This window comes from Aeromonas sp. 62-46, assembly GCF_001898585.1.
GTDB classification, from domain to species: domain Bacteria; phylum Pseudomonadota; class Gammaproteobacteria; order Enterobacterales; family Aeromonadaceae; genus Aeromonas; species Aeromonas caviae.
Map to the genome: position 1 here is coordinate 40081 of NZ_MKUI01000058.1, position 16491 is coordinate 56571.

The 16491-nt window shown below is 64.4% G+C and carries 11 protein-coding genes; 10 read left to right on the plus strand and 1 reads right to left on the minus strand.

Annotation, left to right across the window (positions count from 1 at the left end):
- The first annotated feature begins 65 nt into the window (after positions 1–65).
- The 10 genes from nuoE to nuoN all read left to right on the plus strand — a co-directional run bounded on the left by nuoE (position 66) and on the right by nuoN (position 12244).
- The gene (gene nuoE / locus BGO64_RS18045; protein ID WP_010675030.1) at positions 66–605 is read left to right on the plus strand and encodes an NADH-quinone oxidoreductase subunit NuoE; all 540 of its coding nucleotides are present in this window, start codon (positions 66–68) and stop codon (positions 603–605) included.
- Positions 602–1987 carry an NADH-quinone oxidoreductase subunit NuoF gene (nuoF, locus tag BGO64_RS18050; RefSeq protein ID WP_041211564.1) on the plus strand — a complete coding sequence of 462 codons (1386 nt, stop codon included), beginning with the start codon at positions 602–604 and terminating at the stop codon, positions 1985–1987. The genes nuoE and nuoF overlap by 4 nt, the downstream gene beginning before the upstream one ends.
- 57 nt (positions 1988–2044) lie before the next feature.
- Positions 2045–4774, plus strand: coding sequence for an NADH-quinone oxidoreductase subunit NuoG (gene nuoG / locus BGO64_RS18055; RefSeq protein ID WP_286701126.1), 2730 nt, complete (start codon positions 2045–2047; stop codon positions 4772–4774).
- Positions 4771–5736 carry an NADH-quinone oxidoreductase subunit NuoH gene (gene nuoH, locus BGO64_RS18060; protein ID WP_010675033.1) on the plus strand — a complete coding sequence of 322 codons (966 nt, stop codon included), beginning with the start codon at positions 4771–4773 and terminating at the stop codon, positions 5734–5736. Before nuoG ends, nuoH begins: the two co-directional genes overlap by 4 nt.
- Before the next feature lie 90 nt (positions 5737–5826).
- Positions 5827–6369, plus strand: coding sequence for an NADH-quinone oxidoreductase subunit NuoI (gene nuoI, locus BGO64_RS18065; protein ID WP_010675034.1), 543 nt, complete (start codon positions 5827–5829; stop codon positions 6367–6369).
- A 9-nt stretch (positions 6370–6378) separates the two neighbouring features.
- Complete coding sequence (nuoJ, locus tag BGO64_RS18070) at positions 6379–6918, plus strand: NADH-quinone oxidoreductase subunit J (protein ID WP_010675035.1); 540 nt, start codon at positions 6379–6381, stop codon at positions 6916–6918.
- Between the two features lie 79 nt (positions 6919–6997).
- Positions 6998–7306 (plus strand): NADH-quinone oxidoreductase subunit NuoK, encoded by a 309-nt coding sequence (gene nuoK / locus BGO64_RS18075; protein WP_010675036.1) that lies wholly within the window; start codon positions 6998–7000, stop codon positions 7304–7306.
- Positions 7303–9150, plus strand: coding sequence for an NADH-quinone oxidoreductase subunit L (gene nuoL / locus BGO64_RS18080; protein ID WP_286701127.1), 1848 nt, complete (start codon positions 7303–7305; stop codon positions 9148–9150). The genes nuoK and nuoL overlap by 4 nt, the downstream gene beginning before the upstream one ends.
- A gap of 69 nt (positions 9151–9219) precedes the next feature.
- Positions 9220–10737, plus strand: coding sequence for an NADH-quinone oxidoreductase subunit M (gene nuoM, locus BGO64_RS18085; RefSeq protein ID WP_010675038.1), 1518 nt, complete (start codon positions 9220–9222; stop codon positions 10735–10737).
- Between the two features lie 43 nt (positions 10738–10780).
- The gene (gene nuoN, locus BGO64_RS18090; RefSeq protein WP_010675039.1) at positions 10781–12244 is read left to right on the plus strand and encodes an NADH-quinone oxidoreductase subunit NuoN; all 1464 of its coding nucleotides are present in this window, start codon (positions 10781–10783) and stop codon (positions 12242–12244) included.
- 267 nt (positions 12245–12511) lie between these two features.
- On the opposite strand, the gene purL is transcribed toward nuoN, so the two are convergent.
- A complete protein-coding gene (purL, locus tag BGO64_RS18095; RefSeq protein ID WP_286701128.1) occupies positions 12512–16405 on the minus strand; it encodes a phosphoribosylformylglycinamidine synthase in 3894 nt (1297 codons plus the stop codon).
- Positions 16406–16491 lie beyond the last annotated feature (86 nt).

Sequence of the window (16491 nt, forward strand, 5' to 3'; positions counted from 1 at the left end):
CGCCCCGGCTGCCGGGGCGAAGGGCAAGACGCGCAGTAAAGGGACAAGCCACAAAAGGTCAAGTCATGAGCCAATGTCAGTGTCACAATAACCAGACCCCACAAGGGCAAGGGGCATGCAGCAGCCAGCAGGGAGATTTCGTCCTGAGCCAGGCTGAGCGCGATGCCATCGAACACGAGAAACACCACTACGAAGATCCCCGTGCAGCCAGCATCGAAGCGCTCAAGATAGTGCAACAGGCCCGTGGCTGGGTACCTGACGGCGCCATTCACGCCATCGGCGCCGAGCTCGGCATCCCCGCCAGCGACGTGGAAGGGGTCGCCACCTTCTACAGCCAGATCTTCCGCCAGCCGGTGGGTCGTCACATCATCCGCGTCTGCGACAGCATGGTCTGCTACATCAACGGCCACGAGCAGTTGCTTGCCGGTCTGAAAGAGGTCGTCAATCTGGCCCCCGGTCAGACCTCCCCGGATGGCCGCTTCACCCTGCTGCCCGTCTGCTGCCTCGGCAACTGCGACAAGGGGCCGGCCATCATGATCGATGACGATACCTATGGCGGACTCGATGCCGTCAGCCTGCTGAAAACCCTGGAGGCTTACCCATGAGCATTCAGCCAGGCAAGACGCTTGCCTCCCTCGGCACCGCCAATCGCATCCCCCGCACCGCCGAGACTCACCCTCTCACCTGGCGCCTGCGGGACGATGGCCAGCCGGTGTGGCTCGAGGAGTATCAGGCAAAACAGGGCTATGAGGCCGCCCGCAAGGCCCTTGGCCAGATGAGCCCGGATGACATCGTCAGCACCGTCAAGGACGCCGGCCTCAAGGGACGCGGCGGCGCCGGTTTCTCCACCGGCGTGAAGTGGGGCCTGATGCCCAAAGACGAGAGCATGAACATCCGTTACCTGCTCTGCAACGCCGACGAGATGGAACCCAATACCTACAAAGACCGCATGCTGATGGAGCAGCTGCCCCACCTGCTGATCGAGGGGATGATCATCAGTGCCCGGGCTCTCAAGGCCTATCGCGGCTACATCTTCCTGCGCGGCGAGTACGTGGATGCCGCCATCCACCTGCGCCGCGCCGTGGAAGAGGCCAAGGCCGCGGGGCTCCTTGGCAAGAACATCCTGGGCTCGGGCTTTGACTTCGAGCTGTTCGTCCACACCGGCGCAGGTCGCTACATCTGCGGCGAAGAGACGGCCCTCATCAACTCCCTGGAAGGACGGCGCGCCAACCCGCGGGCCAAACCCCCCTTCCCCGCCGTCTCCGGCGTCTGGGGCAAGCCGACCTGCGTCAACAACGTCGAAACCCTGTGCAACGTCCCCGCCATCATCGGCAACGGTGTGGCCTGGTATCAGGGGCTGGCACTGCCGGGTTCGGAAGATCACGGCACCAAGCTGATGGGCTTTTCCGGCAAGGTCAACAATCCCGGCCTGTGGGAGCTGCCCTTTGGCATCACCGCCCGCGAGCTGTTCGAGGAGTACGCAGGCGGCATGAAGCCCGGCTATCGCCTGAAAACCTGGCAACCGGGCGGCGCCGGCACCGGCTTCCTGCTGCCCGAGCACCTGGATGCCCAGATGTACGCTGGCGGCATCGGCAAGGTGGGCACCCGCATGGGTACGGGCCTTGCCATGGCGGTGGATGACAGCATCAACATGGTCTCACTGCTGCGCAACATGGAGGAGTTCTTTGCCCGCGAATCCTGCGGCTGGTGCACTCCCTGCCGCGACGGCCTGCCCTGGAGCGTCAAGATCCTGCGGGCGCTGGAGCGGGGCGAGGGCCAACCCGAGGATCTCGCGACCCTGGAACAGCTCGTCAGTTTCCTGGGCCCGGGCAAGACCTTCTGTGCCCATGCCCCCGGCGCCGTCGAGCCCCTTGGCAGTGCGATGAAGTATTTCCGGTCCGAGTTCGAGGCCGGGGTCAAGGCCCCCCATGACAATCACAAGCTGTTCAAGGGTATCCAGCCCAACCTGCTGGGCGAGCGCTGGTAAGCGCCAGGACGCATCGGGCAATAGCCGATTTCATAAAACAGGTTTCAGGGAAGTTGTATGGCAACCATTCATGTAGACGGTAAAGAGTACGAGGTAGACGGGGCAGACAACCTGCTGCAAGCCTGTCTGTCGCTGGGTCTGGACGTCCCCTATTTTTGCTGGCACCCGGCGCTGGGTAGCGTCGGTGCCTGCCGCCAGTGCGCGGTCAAACAGTATCAGAATGCCGACGACAAGCGCGGCCGCCTGGTCATGTCCTGCATGACCCCCTCCACCGATGGCACCTATATCTCCATCGAGGATGAAGAGGCGAAGGAGTTTCGCAAGACGGTGGTGGAGTGGCAGATGACCAACCATCCCCACGACTGCCCGGTGTGCGAAGAGGGTGGCGCCTGCCACCTGCAGGACATGACGGTGATGACGGGCCACAACAGCCGCCGCTACCGTTTCACCAAGCGCACCCACCAGAATCAGGATCTGGGCCCCTTCATCAACCACGAGATGAACCGCTGCATCGCCTGCTACCGCTGCGTGCGCTATTACAAGGATTACGCCGGTGGCGAGGATCTCGGGGTCTATGGCGCCCACGACAACGTCTACTTCGGCCGGGTCGAAGATGGCACTCTGGAGAGCGAATTCTCCGGCAACCTGGTGGAGGTCTGTCCCACCGGCGTCTTCACCGACAAGACCCACTCCGAGCGTTACAACCGCAAGTGGGACATGCAGTTCGCCCCCAGCATCTGCCAGGGGTGCTCGGTCGGCTGCAACATCAGCCCGGGTGAGCGCTACGGCGAGCTGCGCCGCATCGAGAACCGTTTCCACGGTGCCCTGAACCACTATTTCCTCTGCGATCGCGGCCGCTTCGGCTACGGTCACGTCAATCTGACCGACCGCCCGCGCCAGCCCCTGCTGCAGGATGGCAGTGACAAGCTGGCCATCACGGTGGATGGTGCCCTGAACCGGGCCGCGGATGCGCTGCGCACCGCCAGCGGCGTCATCGGCATCGGCTCACCCCGCGCCTCCTTGGAGAGCAACTTCGCCCTGCGCGAACTGGTGGGGGCCGCCAACTTCTACTCCGGGGTCGAGCAGAGCGAATGGGAATGCCTGCAGAAGATGCTGGACATTCTGGAGCACGGCGGTGTGCGCACTCCCAGCCTGCGCGACATGGAAGAAGCCGACGCCGTGCTGGTGCTCGGGGAAGATGTCACCCAGACCGCCGCCCGCATCGCCCTGGCCCTGCGCCAGGCAGTGAAAGGCAAGGGGCGCGAAATTGCCCGCAAGCTGAAGGTGGATCTCTGGCAGGTCGCCGCCGTGCAGACCCTGGCCCAGAACCAGCGCTACCCCTTGCTCATCACCAGTCTGGATGCCACCCGCCTGGATGACGTGGCGAGCAGCACCCTGCACGCCCCCCACGCGGATCAGGCGCGCCTCGGGTTTGCCATCGCCCACCTGCTGGACGCCAGTGCACCGGCACCAACGGATCTCTCCCCCGAACAGCGGGCCCTCGCCGCCCAATGGGCCGATCTGCTTGGCAACGCCAAAAAGCCCCTCATCATCGCAGGCAATGGTGCCCGCAACGAGGCGCTGATCGAAGCGGCCAGCAACATCGCCCGCGCCCTCAAGGGCCGTGGCCAGGCCGCGGAGCTTGCCCTGGTGGCTCAGGAAGCCAACAGCCTGGGACTGGCCATGCTGGCCCGGCATGCCGCCCCGCTGGAGGCAGCCCTCGAGCGCATGGAAGGGGAAGAGAGGCTTGCCCTGGTCGTTCTTGAGAACGACCTCTACCGCCGAGCCCCACGCAGCCGAGTGGACGCCGCCCTGGATCGCCTGCAACACCTGCTGGTCATCGACCATCAGGAGACGGCCACCGCGAAGAAGGCGGATCTGGTGCTGCCTGCCGCCAGTTTTGCCGAAGGCGATGGCACCCTGGTGAACATGGAAGGCCGCGCCCAGCGCTTCTTCCAGGTCTATGCTCCCGCCTTCTACAACGCCGATATCCAGGTGCGCGAAAGCTGGCGCTGGCTGGATGCCCTGCAAGGGAGCCAGCAACCGCGTTCGGTTCGCTGGAGCACCTTCGACGATGTGAGTCGCGATTGCGCCGCCAACGCCCCGCTGCTCACCACCATGGGTGAAGCTGCACCCAACGTCGGCCTGCGCATTCGCGGCATGAAGCTCGCCCGGGAGCCGCACCGCTACAGTGGTCGCACCTCCATGCTGGCGAACCAGAACGTGAGCGAGCCCAGAGTCGCCCAGGATCCCGATTCGCCGTTCGCCTTCTCCATGGAAGGCTACGCCGGTGCCCGCCAGCCCCTCTCCCAGGTACCGTTTGCCTGGGCACCGGGCTGGAACTCCCCCTCCGCCTGGAACAAGTTCCAGGACGAGGTGGGCGGCAACCTGCGTGCCGGGGATCCCGGTCGCCGCCTGCTGGAGCCGGGCGAAGGCAACCTGGGCTGGTTTGGTGCCATCCCGGCCCCCTTCCAGCCCACCGCATCCCTCCAGGTGGTGAGCTATGACCAGCTGTTCGGGGGCGAGGAGCTCTCCGCCAGAAGCCCGGTCATCCAGGCTCGCATGGGGGAACCCACCCTGGTACTGAACCCGGCGGATGCCGCGCGCCTGGCTCTGTCCCCTGACGCACTGGTGGCCTTCTCCTGGGGTGGCAACCACTGGCGCCTGCGTCTTCGCCTGAGCGATGCGCTGGCTCCGGGCCTGGCAGGGTTGCCACTCGGGGTGAACGGCCTGCCGACCGCCCTGCACCACGCCCTGATCGATAACCTGCAGGAGGTCATCGCATGAGCGACTCTCTGATGGATCTGCTGATCGAGGTCGGCAAGGCCCTGGTTGTGCTCGTGGGGATCGTGGGGGCCGGCGCCTTCATGAGCTTCATCGAGCGCCGCCTGCTAGCACTGTGGCAGGACCGTTACGGCCCCAACCGGGTTGGCCCCTTCGGCCTGCTGCAACTGGCGGCCGACATGGTCAAGATGTTCTTCAAGGAGGACTGGATCCCGCCCTTTGCGGATCGCCGGATCTTCGTGCTGGCCCCCATCATCGCCTTCACCGCCTTCATCCTGGCGTTTGCGGTGGTACCCATCACCCCCACCTGGGGCGTGGCGGATCTCAACGTGGGGCTGCTCTATATCCTGGCGATCGCCGGGCTGGCGGTCTATGCCGTGCTGTTCGCCGGCTGGTCGAGCAACAACAAGTACTCCCTGCTCGGCAGCCTGCGCGCCTCGGCCCAGACCCTCTCCTACGAGGTGTTCCTTGGCCTCTCGCTCATGGGCATCGTCATCCAGACCGGCAGCTTCAACCTGCGTGACATCGTCGAGGCCCAGGCCGGCATGTGGAACGTGATCCCCCAGATCCTGGGCTTCGTCACCTTCCTGTTTGCCGGGGTCGCCGTCACCCACCGCCACCCGTTTGACCAGCCGGAGGCCGAGCAGGAGCTCGCCGACGGCTATCACATCGAGTACGCGGGCATGAAGTGGGGTCTCTTCTTCGTGGGGGAGTACATCGGCATCGTGCTGATCTCTTCCCTCATCGTGACCCTCTTCTTCGGTGGCTGGCACGGCCCCTGGCTGCCGCCCTTCATCTGGTTCGCCCTGAAGACCGCCTGTTTCATGGTGTTCTTCATCCTGCTGCGGGCCTCCCTGCCCCGCCCGCGCTTCGACCAGGTGATGTCCTTTGGCTGGAAAGTGTGCCTGCCCCTGACCCTGCTCAACATGCTGGTCACCGCTGCCGTGGTGCTGATGAATGCGTGAGCAAAACGAGATGGACATGACGATGATTCGGCCGTCTGCGGCAAGGAAACGCCCAGACGCCAGTGCTGATAAATGTGCAGTGAGGCACCTATGAAAATTACGAGCATTATCAAGGGTGTTGGCACCCAATTGCGCAGTCTTGGGATGGTCTTCTCCCATGCCTGGCGTCCCCGTGAAACCCTGAGCTACCCGGAGCAGCCGGTCTACGCCGCCCCCCGTTTTCGCGGTCGCATCGTACTGACCCGGGATCCTGACGGCGACGAACGCTGCGTGGCGTGCAACCTGTGTGCGGTCGCCTGCCCGGTCGGTTGCATCTCCTTGCAGAAGTCGGAGCGGGAAGATGGCCGCTGGTACCCGGAGTTCTTTCGCATCAACTTCTCCCGTTGCATCTTCTGCGGCCTGTGCGAAGAGGCCTGCCCCACCACCGCCATCCAGCTGACGCCGGATTTCGAGATGGGGGAGTATCGTCGCCAGGATCTGGTGTACGAGAAGGAAGATCTGCTGATAAGCGGCCCCGGCAAATACCCGGACTACAACTTCTACCGCATGAGCGGGATGGCCATCGACGGCAAACCCAAAGGGGATGCCGAGAACGAAGCCAAGCCCATCGATGTCAAGAGCCTGCTGCCCTAGGAGTCAATCATGGAACTGGCATTCTATGCCGCGGCCCTGGTCGCCGTTTACAGCACGCTGCGGGTGATCAGCACCAGCAACCCCATGCATGCGCTGCTCAATCTCATCATCTCCCTCATCGCCGTGGCCATGATCTTCTTCTGCCTGGGCGCCGCCTTTGCGGGGGCCCTGCAGGTGATCGTCTACGCCGGCGCCATCATGGTGCTGTTCGTATTCGTGGTGATGATGCTGAACCTGGGGAGCGCCCAGGATCAGGAGAAGAAGTGGCTCACCCCCATGACCTGGGGTGGCCCGGCCCTGCTCTCCCTCATTTTGCTGGGCTTTCTGGCCCACGGCATTCTCGGCGTGACCGGCGGTGAACTGGGTCTGACCGAGGTCAGCGCCAAGGAAGTCGGTATCGCCCTGTTCGGCCCCTATGTGCTGGCGGTGGAGCTCGCCTCCATCCTGCTGCTGGCGGGTCTGGTCACCGCCTATCACCTGGGCCGCGAGGACAAGAGCGGGGAAGTGCTCTCCGTGCCTCGCACCACACAGGAAGGAGGTCAGCAATGAGCGACATCCCCGTGGTGAGGCATGGCCTGCTGCCGGCAGCCCGCCCCCTTTCCATCCAGCAAGCACAAGGAGCATGGCGATGAGTGGAATTCCCATGGAGCACGGCCTCCTGCTGGCGGCCATTTTGTTTGCCATCGGCCTGTGCGGCCTGCTGATACGCCGCAACCTGTTGTTTATCCTCATGAGTATCGAAATCATGATGAACGCGTCCGCCCTGGCGTTCGTGGTGGCGGGTAGCCGCTGGGCCCAGGCCGACGGCCAGATCATGTACATACTGGTGATTTCTCTGGCGGCAGCGGAGGCCAGTATCGGCCTCGCCCTGTTACTGCTGCTCTATCGTCGTTACCACACCCTGAACGTGGACACTGTGAGCGAGATGCGCGGATGAGCCTCCTATATCTGACTTTCCTGTTCCCGCTGCTGGGATGGCTGCTGCTGGCCTTCTCCCTCGGCCGCCTCGGCGAGCGCACCTCGGCGCTCATCGGTGTCGGCAGCATCGGTCTCTCGGCCCTCACTACCCTGTGGGTCGGCATCGATTTTCTCAATACCATGCCGGAAGGCGGCGTCTATACCCAGACCCTGTGGCAGTGGATGACGGTGGGCGAGTTCCAGCCCGCCTTCCGTCTCTCCCTGGACGGGCTGTCGCTGACCATGCTGGGGGTCGTGACTGGGGTGGGCTTCTTCATCCACCTGTTCGCCTCCTGGTACATGCGCGGGGAAGAGGGGTATTCGCGCTTCTTCACCTACACCAACCTCTTCATCGCCAGCATGCTGTTCCTGGTGCTGGCCGATGACCTGCTGTTCGTCTACCTGGGCTGGGAAGGGGTGGGGCTGTGCAGCTACCTGCTGATCGGCTTCTACTACAAGGATCGCAACAACGGCGCCGCCGCCCTCAAGGCGTTCGTGGTGACCCGGGTCGGCGACGTCTTCCTCGCCATCGGGCTCTTCGTGCTCTACCGCGAGCTCGGCACCCTCAACATTCACGAGCTGCTGGTGCGAGCCCCTGCGATGCTTGCCGACGGCTCCCCTGCCCTGTCGTTTGCCTGCCTGATGCTGCTCGGCGGCGCGGTCGGCAAATCCGCCCAGCTGCCCCTGCAGACCTGGCTGGCGGACGCCATGGCGGGCCCGACCCCGGTCTCGGCACTGATCCACGCCGCCACCATGGTGACCGCCGGTGTCTACCTCATCGCCCGCACCCACGGCCTCTTCCTGCTGGCTCCCGAGATCCTCCATCTGGTGGCGCTGGTCGGTGCCATCACCCTGGTGCTGGCCGGTTTTGCCGCCCTGGTGCAGACCGACATCAAGCGGATCCTGGCCTACTCCACCATGAGCCAGATAGGCTACATGTTCCTGGCCCTGGGGGTCGGTGCCTGGGAGGGGGCCATCTTCCACCTGATGACCCACGCCTTCTTCAAGGCGCTCTTGTTCCTCTCTGCCGGGGCCGTGATCAATGCGACCCATCACGAACAGAACATCTTCAAGATGGGAGGTCTGCGGCATCGCCTGCCGCTGGTCTATGCCTGCTTCCTGGTGGGGGGCTCGGCCCTGGCCGCGCTGCCACTGGTGACCGCCGGTTTCTACAGTAAAGACGCCATCCTCTGGCAGGTGCAGGCCAGCGGCCAGAGCGCCCTGCTGTGGGCCGGTCTGGGTGGTGCCTTCCTCACCTCCCTCTACACCTTCCGCCTCATCTTCATCGCCTTCCACGGCAAGGAGCAGACCCAGGCGCACAAAGGTCACGGCCTTGCCCACCATCTGCCACTGCTGGTGCTGCTGGTGCTCTCCACCGGAGTCGGCGCCCTCATCGTGCCGCCGCTGGCAGGAGTGCTGCCGGCCGGCCCGGGGGATCACATCGAAGAGGGACGCCATGGCCTCGAGATCCTCTCCGGCGTCATCGCCGTGGCAGGCATTGCGCTGGCCGCCTTCCTCTTCCTCGGCGAACGTCGCCTGGCGAAAGGGATCGCCGAGAGTGCCGCCGGCCGCGCGCTCAGCACACTCTGGTTCAATGCCTGGGGCTTTGACTGGCTTTATGACCTGATTTGGGTCAAGCCCTACCTGCTGGCGACTCGCCTGCTCGGCAAGGATCCGCTGGACAGGATGATGAACCTGCCCGCCGTGCTGGCCCAGGGGGGGCATCAGCTGCTGGCCTGGACCGTCTCCGGCAAGTTGCGCTGGTACGCAGCCTCCATGGGGATGGGCGCCGCCCTGATCCTGGCCCTGCTGCTGCTCGGCTGATCCATGAGCCCAATATTGTGTGGCAGGCTCAGCGCCTGCCCGACTAGAACCTAGATGAGAGCTGATATCGTGACCTTACTCTGGATCTTGCTAATTCCCTTCATCGGCGGCTTGCTCTGCTGGCAGATGGAGCGGCTCGGCGGACAATTCGTTCGCTGGGTGGCCCTCGCCTCCATGAGCGCCTGTCTGGTGCTCTCCAGCGCCATCTGGCTCGGTGGTGACTTCACCCTCGCCAACCCCGGCCTCCCCGTCTGGGCAGCCGAGTGGCAACAACCCTGGATCCCCCGCTTCGGCATCTCCCTGCACCTCGCCGTGGACGGGCTGTCGCTCCTGATGGTGATCCTCACCAGCTTCATCGGCGTGCTGGCCATCCTCTGTTCCTGGAAGGAGATCGTCCAGCGCATCGGCTTCTTCCACCTCAACCTGCTGTGGATCCTGGGGGGCGTGCTCGGCGTCTTCATGGCGGTGGATCTGTTCCTCTTCTTCTTCTTCTGGGAGATGATGCTGGTGCCGATGTACTTCCTGATCGCGCTCTGGGGCCACTCGGTCACCGATGGCAAGTCGCGCATCAACGCCGCCACCAAGTTCTTCATCTACACCCAGGCGAGCGGCCTCATCATGCTGGTGGCCATCCTGGGCCTGGTATTGACCCACCACGCCGCCACTGGTGTTTTCACCTTCAACTATCAGGAACTGCTCAACACCCCCATGAGCAGCACGGTACAGTGGCTGCTGATGCTGGGCTTCTTCATCGCCTTCGCGGTCAAGATGCCCCTGGTGCCGCTCCATGGCTGGCTCCCTGATGCCCACAGCCAGGCACCCACCGCAGGCTCCGTGGACTTGGCGGGCATCTTGCTGAAAACCGCGGCCTACGGCCTGCTGCGCTTCACTCTGCCGCTTTTCCCCGAGGCGTCCGCCGAGTTTGCCCCCTACGCCATGGTGCTCGGCCTCATCGGCATCGTCTATGGCGCCCTGCTGGCCTTTGCCCAGACCGATATCAAGCGGCTGGTTGCCTACACCAGCATCTCCCACATGGGCTTCGTGATGATCGCCATTTACTCCGGCAGCGAGCTCGCCCTGCAAGGGGCAGTGGTACAGATGATTGCCCACGGGCTCTCGGCCGCCGGCCTCTTCATCCTGTGCGGCCAGCTCTACGAGCGCCTGCACACCCGGGATCTGCGCCAGATGGGCGGTCTCTGGGGACGGCTGCGCTACCTGCCCGGCGTGATGCTGTTCTTCTCCGTCGCATCCCTCGGGATGCCGGGGACCGGCAACTTCGTCGGCGAGTTCCTGATCCTCATCGGCAGCTTCCAGGTGGCCCCCGTCATCACCGTCATCGCCACCTTCGGGCTGGTGCTGGCCTCGGTCTACTCCCTCATCATGCTGCAACGGGCCTGCTTCGGGACGCCCCGGGAGGAGAGCATGCTCAAGGGGCTGGATACCCGGGAACTGACCATGATGCTGACCATCGCCGGCCTCTTGGTGCTGCTCGGTCTCTATCCCCAGCCGGTGCTCGACACCGCCAGCAGCAGCCTCCTGAGCGTGCTGCACTGGTACGCGCTGCCGGGCACGGGGGCGCTGCAATGATGCTTTCTCTTTCGCCTTCCTTGTCCATGTCGGGAGCACTGTCATGACGTTTACTGTTTCTCAACTGCTGGCCCTGCTGCCCCTGTTGCTGACCACGGGGGCCATGGTGGCCCTGATGCTGGCCATCGCCTGGAAGCGCTGTGACGACACCGCCTTCGTGGTCACCATCATCGGCCTCAACCTCGCGCTCTTCTCCCTGCCCATCGTGATGGCCCAGGGGGATCAGGGGGTCACTCCCCTGCTGCAAGTGGACGCTTACGCGGTCTTCTACATGGGGCTGGTGCTCATCGGGGCCCTGGCCACCTGCACCTTCGGTCGCACCTGGCTCAAGGGCTATCCGGACAACCGGGAAGAGTTCTACCTGCTGCTGCTCATCGCCACCGCCGGTGGTCTGGTGCTGGCGGCCTCCCGTCACCTCGCCTCGCTCTTCATCGGGATCGAGATGCTGACCCTGCCCATGTTCGGTCTGGTGGGGTATGCCTATCGCGAGCGGCGCTCGCTGGAAGCCAGCATCAAGTACATGGTGCTCTCCGCCAGTGCCACCGCCTTCCTGCTGTTCGGCATGGCGCTGCTCTACGCCCAGGCCGGAAGCCTGAGCTTCAGCGATCTCGGTGTGACCCTGGCCCAGAGCCCGGCTCACCATCCGCTGCTGATGGGGGGCTTTGGCCTGATGCTGGTCGGCTTTGCGTTCAAGCTGTCCCTCGCCCCCTTCCACCTCTGGACCCCGGACGTGTACGAAGGGGCGCCGGCACCGGTGGCCACCTTCCTCGCCACAGTGAGCAAGATAGCCGTGTTCTGCGTGCTGCTGCGCTTCTACCTGGCGGTACCCGCCACCTCGGATCCCATGATCCACTGGCTGCTGGCGGCCATGGCGGTCGTCTCCATCGTGGTCGGCAACCTCCTGGCGCTGATCCAGACCAACATCAAGCGGATGATGGGTTACTCCTCCATCTCTCACTTCGGCTATCTGCTGGCAGTGGTGGTGGCAAGCCGCCTCGGCGAGATGCCGGTGGAAGCGGCGGGTGTCTACCTGCTGATGTACCTGTTCACCAGCCTGGGGGCCTTCGGCGTCATCAGCATGATGTCCAGCCCCTATCGCGGCAAGGATGCGGACTCCCTGCACAGTTATCGCGGTCTGTTCTGGAAGCGCCCCTATCTGACGGCGGTGATGACGGTGATGATGCTCTCCCTCGCGGGTATCCCCATGACGCTGGGCTTCATCGGCAAGTTCTACCTCATCGGCGTCACCGTCGATGCCAAGCTGTGGTGGCTCAGTGGCGCCATCGTGCTCGGCAGTGCCCTGGGGCTCTACTACTACCTGCGGGTCATGGTCACCCTCTACCTGCGTGAACCCGGCATGCAACTGCGCGATGCCAGGGCCGACTGGGCCTTCTCCTCCGGGGGCCTGGTGGTGCTGCTCTCCGCCATCCTGGTGGTATTGCTCGGCATCTACCCCCAGCCCGTCATCAGCCTGGTGCAGGGCTTCCAGCACGTGGTGCTGCGCTAGTCTCAGGTTCAGTTCACACAGCAAAACCGGCCTCCGTGGCCGGTTTTTTATGTCCGCCAAGGCCAGGTCCAGCTTGCCCGTCTGGCAGGCGATACCAGATCGGCCCCCTCAATCCATCCCATATCCTCCAGCAAGCAGCTGGCGGAGCAGTGGGCTGAAGACGGCCTCGCCCCCATCGTGATCGTCTCCTCCTGCCCTCCCCATTCTCAGACCCATGTCCATAAAAAAACCGGCCACTGGGGCCGGTTTTTGGTTTCTTGCTGGGGCTTAACCCAGGCGAACCCGAGCATTGCGGAACATGCGCATCCAGGCGCCATCCTCTCCCCAGTTGTCCGGGTGCCAGGAGTTGGCCACGGTGCGGAACACCCGCTCCGGGTGCGGCATCATGATGGTGGCGCGGCCGTCCGCACTGGTCACCGCGGTGATACCGTCAGGGGAGCCGTTGGGGTTGGCCGGGTATTGCACGGTGACGTTGCCGCGGTTGTCCACGAAACGCAGCCCCACCAGACCGCTCTGTTGCAGCGCAGCCAGGTGAGCTACATCGCGCACTTCCACGCGCCCTTCCCCGTGGGAGACGGCAATCGGCATCACGGAGCCAGCCATCCCGGCGAAGAAGGCGGACGGGGAGTCCTGCACTTCCACTAGGCTGAAGCGCGCCTCGAAGCGCTCGGAGCGGTTGCGCACGAAGCGCGGCCAGAGATCGGCCCCCGGGATGAGGTCGCGCAGGTTGGACATCATCTGGCAGCCGTTGCACACCCCCAGGGAGAGGGTATCGCCGCGCTCGAAGAAGCGCTGGAACTGCTCACGGGCGTTGTCGTTGAACAGGATGGACTTGGCCCAGCCTTCCCCAGCCCCCAGCACGTCGCCGTAGGAGAAGCCGCCACAGGCCACCAGGGTCTGGAAATCTTCCAGCTTGATGCGCCCCTCGAGGATGTCGCTCATGTGCACGTCGACAGCGGTGAAGCCGGCGCGGTCAAAGGCGGCCGCCATCTCCACGTGGGAGTTGACCCCCTGCTCGCGCAGCACCGCCAGACGGGGAGAAACCCCGCGAGCGATATAGGGCGCGGCCACGTCGTCGGACGGGTTGTAGGTGAGCCTGGCCTGCAGACCCGGATCGGTGGCGTCCTGGCGGGCGGCATGCTCCTGATCGGCGCACTCCGGGTTGTCCCGCAGGCGCTGCATCTGCCAGCTGGTCTCGCCCCAGATGGTGCGAAGGGCGGTGCGACTGGCGCGATACACTTCGCTGCCGGCACGCTGGAACAGAATGAGGTCGTCTTCGCGCACCGTGCCCAGCACATGGGAGCAGGCTGCCAGACCGTGACCGGCCAGCAGGGTCAGCACCGCTTCCTTGTCTTCGCGACGAACCTGGATGACGGCCCCCAGCTCCTCGTTGAACAGGGCCGGCAGCAGGTCGCCACCCACGCGATCGAGCTGGATGTCGAGGCCGCAGTGACCGGCAAACGCCATCTCGGTCAGGGTGACGAAGAGGCCGCCGTCGGAGCGGTCGTGGTAGGCGATCAGCTTGCGATCCGCCACCAGCGCCTGGATGGCGTTGAAGAAGCCCTTTAGCTGGACCGGGTTGTCCAGATCCGGGGCACTTTGCCCAAGCTGGCGGTAAACCTGGGCCAGGGCCGAGGCGCCGAGGCGCTGCTTGCCGTTGCCAAGGTCAATGAGGATAAGGTCGGTCTCACCGAGATCGGTGCGCAGTTGCGGGGTCACGGTATTGCGCACGTCCTCGACCCGGGCAAACGCCGAGATGAGCAGGGAGAGCGGCGAGGTGACGCTGCGCTCTTCCCCGTCCTGCTGCCAGCGGGTCTTCATGGACATGGAGTCCTTGCCCACCGGGATGGTGATGCCAAGGGCCGGGCAGAGCTCTTCGCCCACCGCTTTCACGGCTTCGTAGAGACCCGCATCTTCCCCCGGGTGGCCGGCTGCGGACATCCAGTTGGCGGAGAGCTTGACCCGCTTGAGGGAGCCGATATTGGCCGGTGCCAGGTTGGTCAAGGCCTCGGCCACCGCCATGCGGGCGGAGGCGGCATGAGAGAGCAGCGCCACCGGGGTGCGCTCGCCCATGGACATGGCTTCACCGTGGTAGCTGTCGTAGGTCGCGGCGGTGACGGCGCAGTCAGCCACCGGGATCTGCCAGGGGCCGACCATCTGGTCGCGGTTGACGAGGCCCGTTACGGTGCGATCGCCGATGGTGATGAGGAAGGACTTCTCCGCCACGGTCGGCAGGCGCAGCACGCGCTCTGCGGCGTCGCCGAGGGTGATGCCGTCCAGTTGCAGCGCCTTGCCCTGGGCAGGCAGGCTCTGCACGTCGCGGTGCATCTTGGGCGCCTTGCCAAGCAGCACGTCCAGCGGCAGATCGATGGGCTGGTTGTCAAAGTGATCATCAGAGAGAGTGAGATGCTTCTCTTCGGTGGCGGTGCCGATGACGGCATAGGGGGCGCGTTCGCGCTCGCACAAGGCCTTGAACAGAGGCAGCTTGTCCTGGGCCACGGCCAGCACATAGCGCTCCTGGGATTCGTTGCACCAGACTTCCAGCGGGCTCATGCCCGGCTCGTCGTTCGGAATGGCACGCAGGTCGAAGCGACCACCGCGATCCCCGTCGCTCACCAGCTCCGGCATGGCGTTGGAGAGACCACCGGCGCCCACGTCGTGGATGAAGACAATCGGGTTGTCGTCCCCCAGTTGCCAGCAGCGGTCAATCACTTCCTGGCAACGACGCTCCATCTCGGGATTGTCACGCTGCACGGAGGCGAAGTCGAGATCTTCGGCAGACTGACCGGACGCCATGGAGGAGGCTGCGCCGCCACCCAGGCCGATGTTCATGGCCGGACCACCCAGCACGATGAGGGCCGCCCCCACCGGGATCTCCCCTTTCTGAACGTGCTCGCTGCGGATGTTGCCGATACCACCCGCCAGCATGATGGGCTTGTGGTAGCCGCGCACCTCGACGCCGTTGTGGCTCGGCACCTGCTCTTCGAAGGTACGGAAGTAACCCAGGATGGCAGGGCGACCGAATTCGTTGTTGAAGGCGGCGCCGCCAAGGGGCCCTTCCTGCATGATGTCAAAGGCGCTGACGATGCGGCTCGGCTTGCCGAAATCCTGCTCCCAGGGCTGCTCGAAACCGGGGATGCGCAGGTTGGAGACGGAGAAGCCCACCAGGCCCGCCTTGGGTTTGGCGCCACGGCCTGTCGCACCCTCGTCGCGGATTTCGCCGCCGGAGCCGGTGGCGGCACCCGGGAAGGGAGAGATGGCGGTCGGGTGGTTGTGGGTCTCCACCTTCATCAGGATGTCGACGCGCTCCTGGTGATACTGGTACTCACCGTTGGCGGGGCTCGGGAAGAAGCGGCCACCCTGGCTGCCTTCCATCACCGCGGCGTTGTCTTTGTAGGCAGACAGGACATGATCCGGCGTCTGCTCGAAGGTGTTCTTGATCATCTTGAACAGCGACTTGGGCTGCTGTTCGCCGTCGATGGTCCAGTCGGCGTTGAAGATCTTGTGGCGGCAGTGCTCGGAGTTCGCCTGGGCAAACATGTAGAGCTCGATGTCGTTGGGATTGCGACCCAGCCGGGTGAAGTTGGTCACCAGGTAATCTATTTCGTCATCGGCCAGGGCCAGACCCAGGGTCACGTTGGCCTCTGCCAGGGCGGCGCGACCACCACCCAGCACATCTACCTGGGTAAAGGGGCGCGGCTCGTGGTGAGCAAACAGGGCGGCGGCCTCGTTCATCTCGGCAAAGACCACTTCCATCATGCGATCGTGCAGCAGGGCCGCGATCTCGCTACGCTGGGCCACGCTCAGCTCACCCTTGGCCTGCACGTAATAGGCAATGCCGCGCTCCAGCCGCTTGACCTGTTTCAGGCCGCAGTTGTGGGCGATGTCGGTTGCTTTGGAAGACCAGGGGGAGATAGTGCCGGGGCGGGGGGTAACGAGGAACAGCTGACCGCTGGGGGTGTGTTCCGGGATGGTCGGGCCGTAGCGCAGAAGCTGGCCCAAGGTCGCTCGCTCGGGGGGCGACAGCGGGCTCGTCAGCTCGGCAAAATGCACGTATTCCGCATAGACGCTTGCTATCTCTACTCCTCTCTGTGCGCAGCTCTGCAGCAGCTTGTGGACACGAAACTCAGACAGTGCTGGGGCACCACGCAAGATTTCCATATACCTTTCTCACCAAGTTTTAGAGTGTGGGGGGATTTGAGACGCGCGTATTATAGGGATCAGGCCCATCCTGAACAAACGTTTTT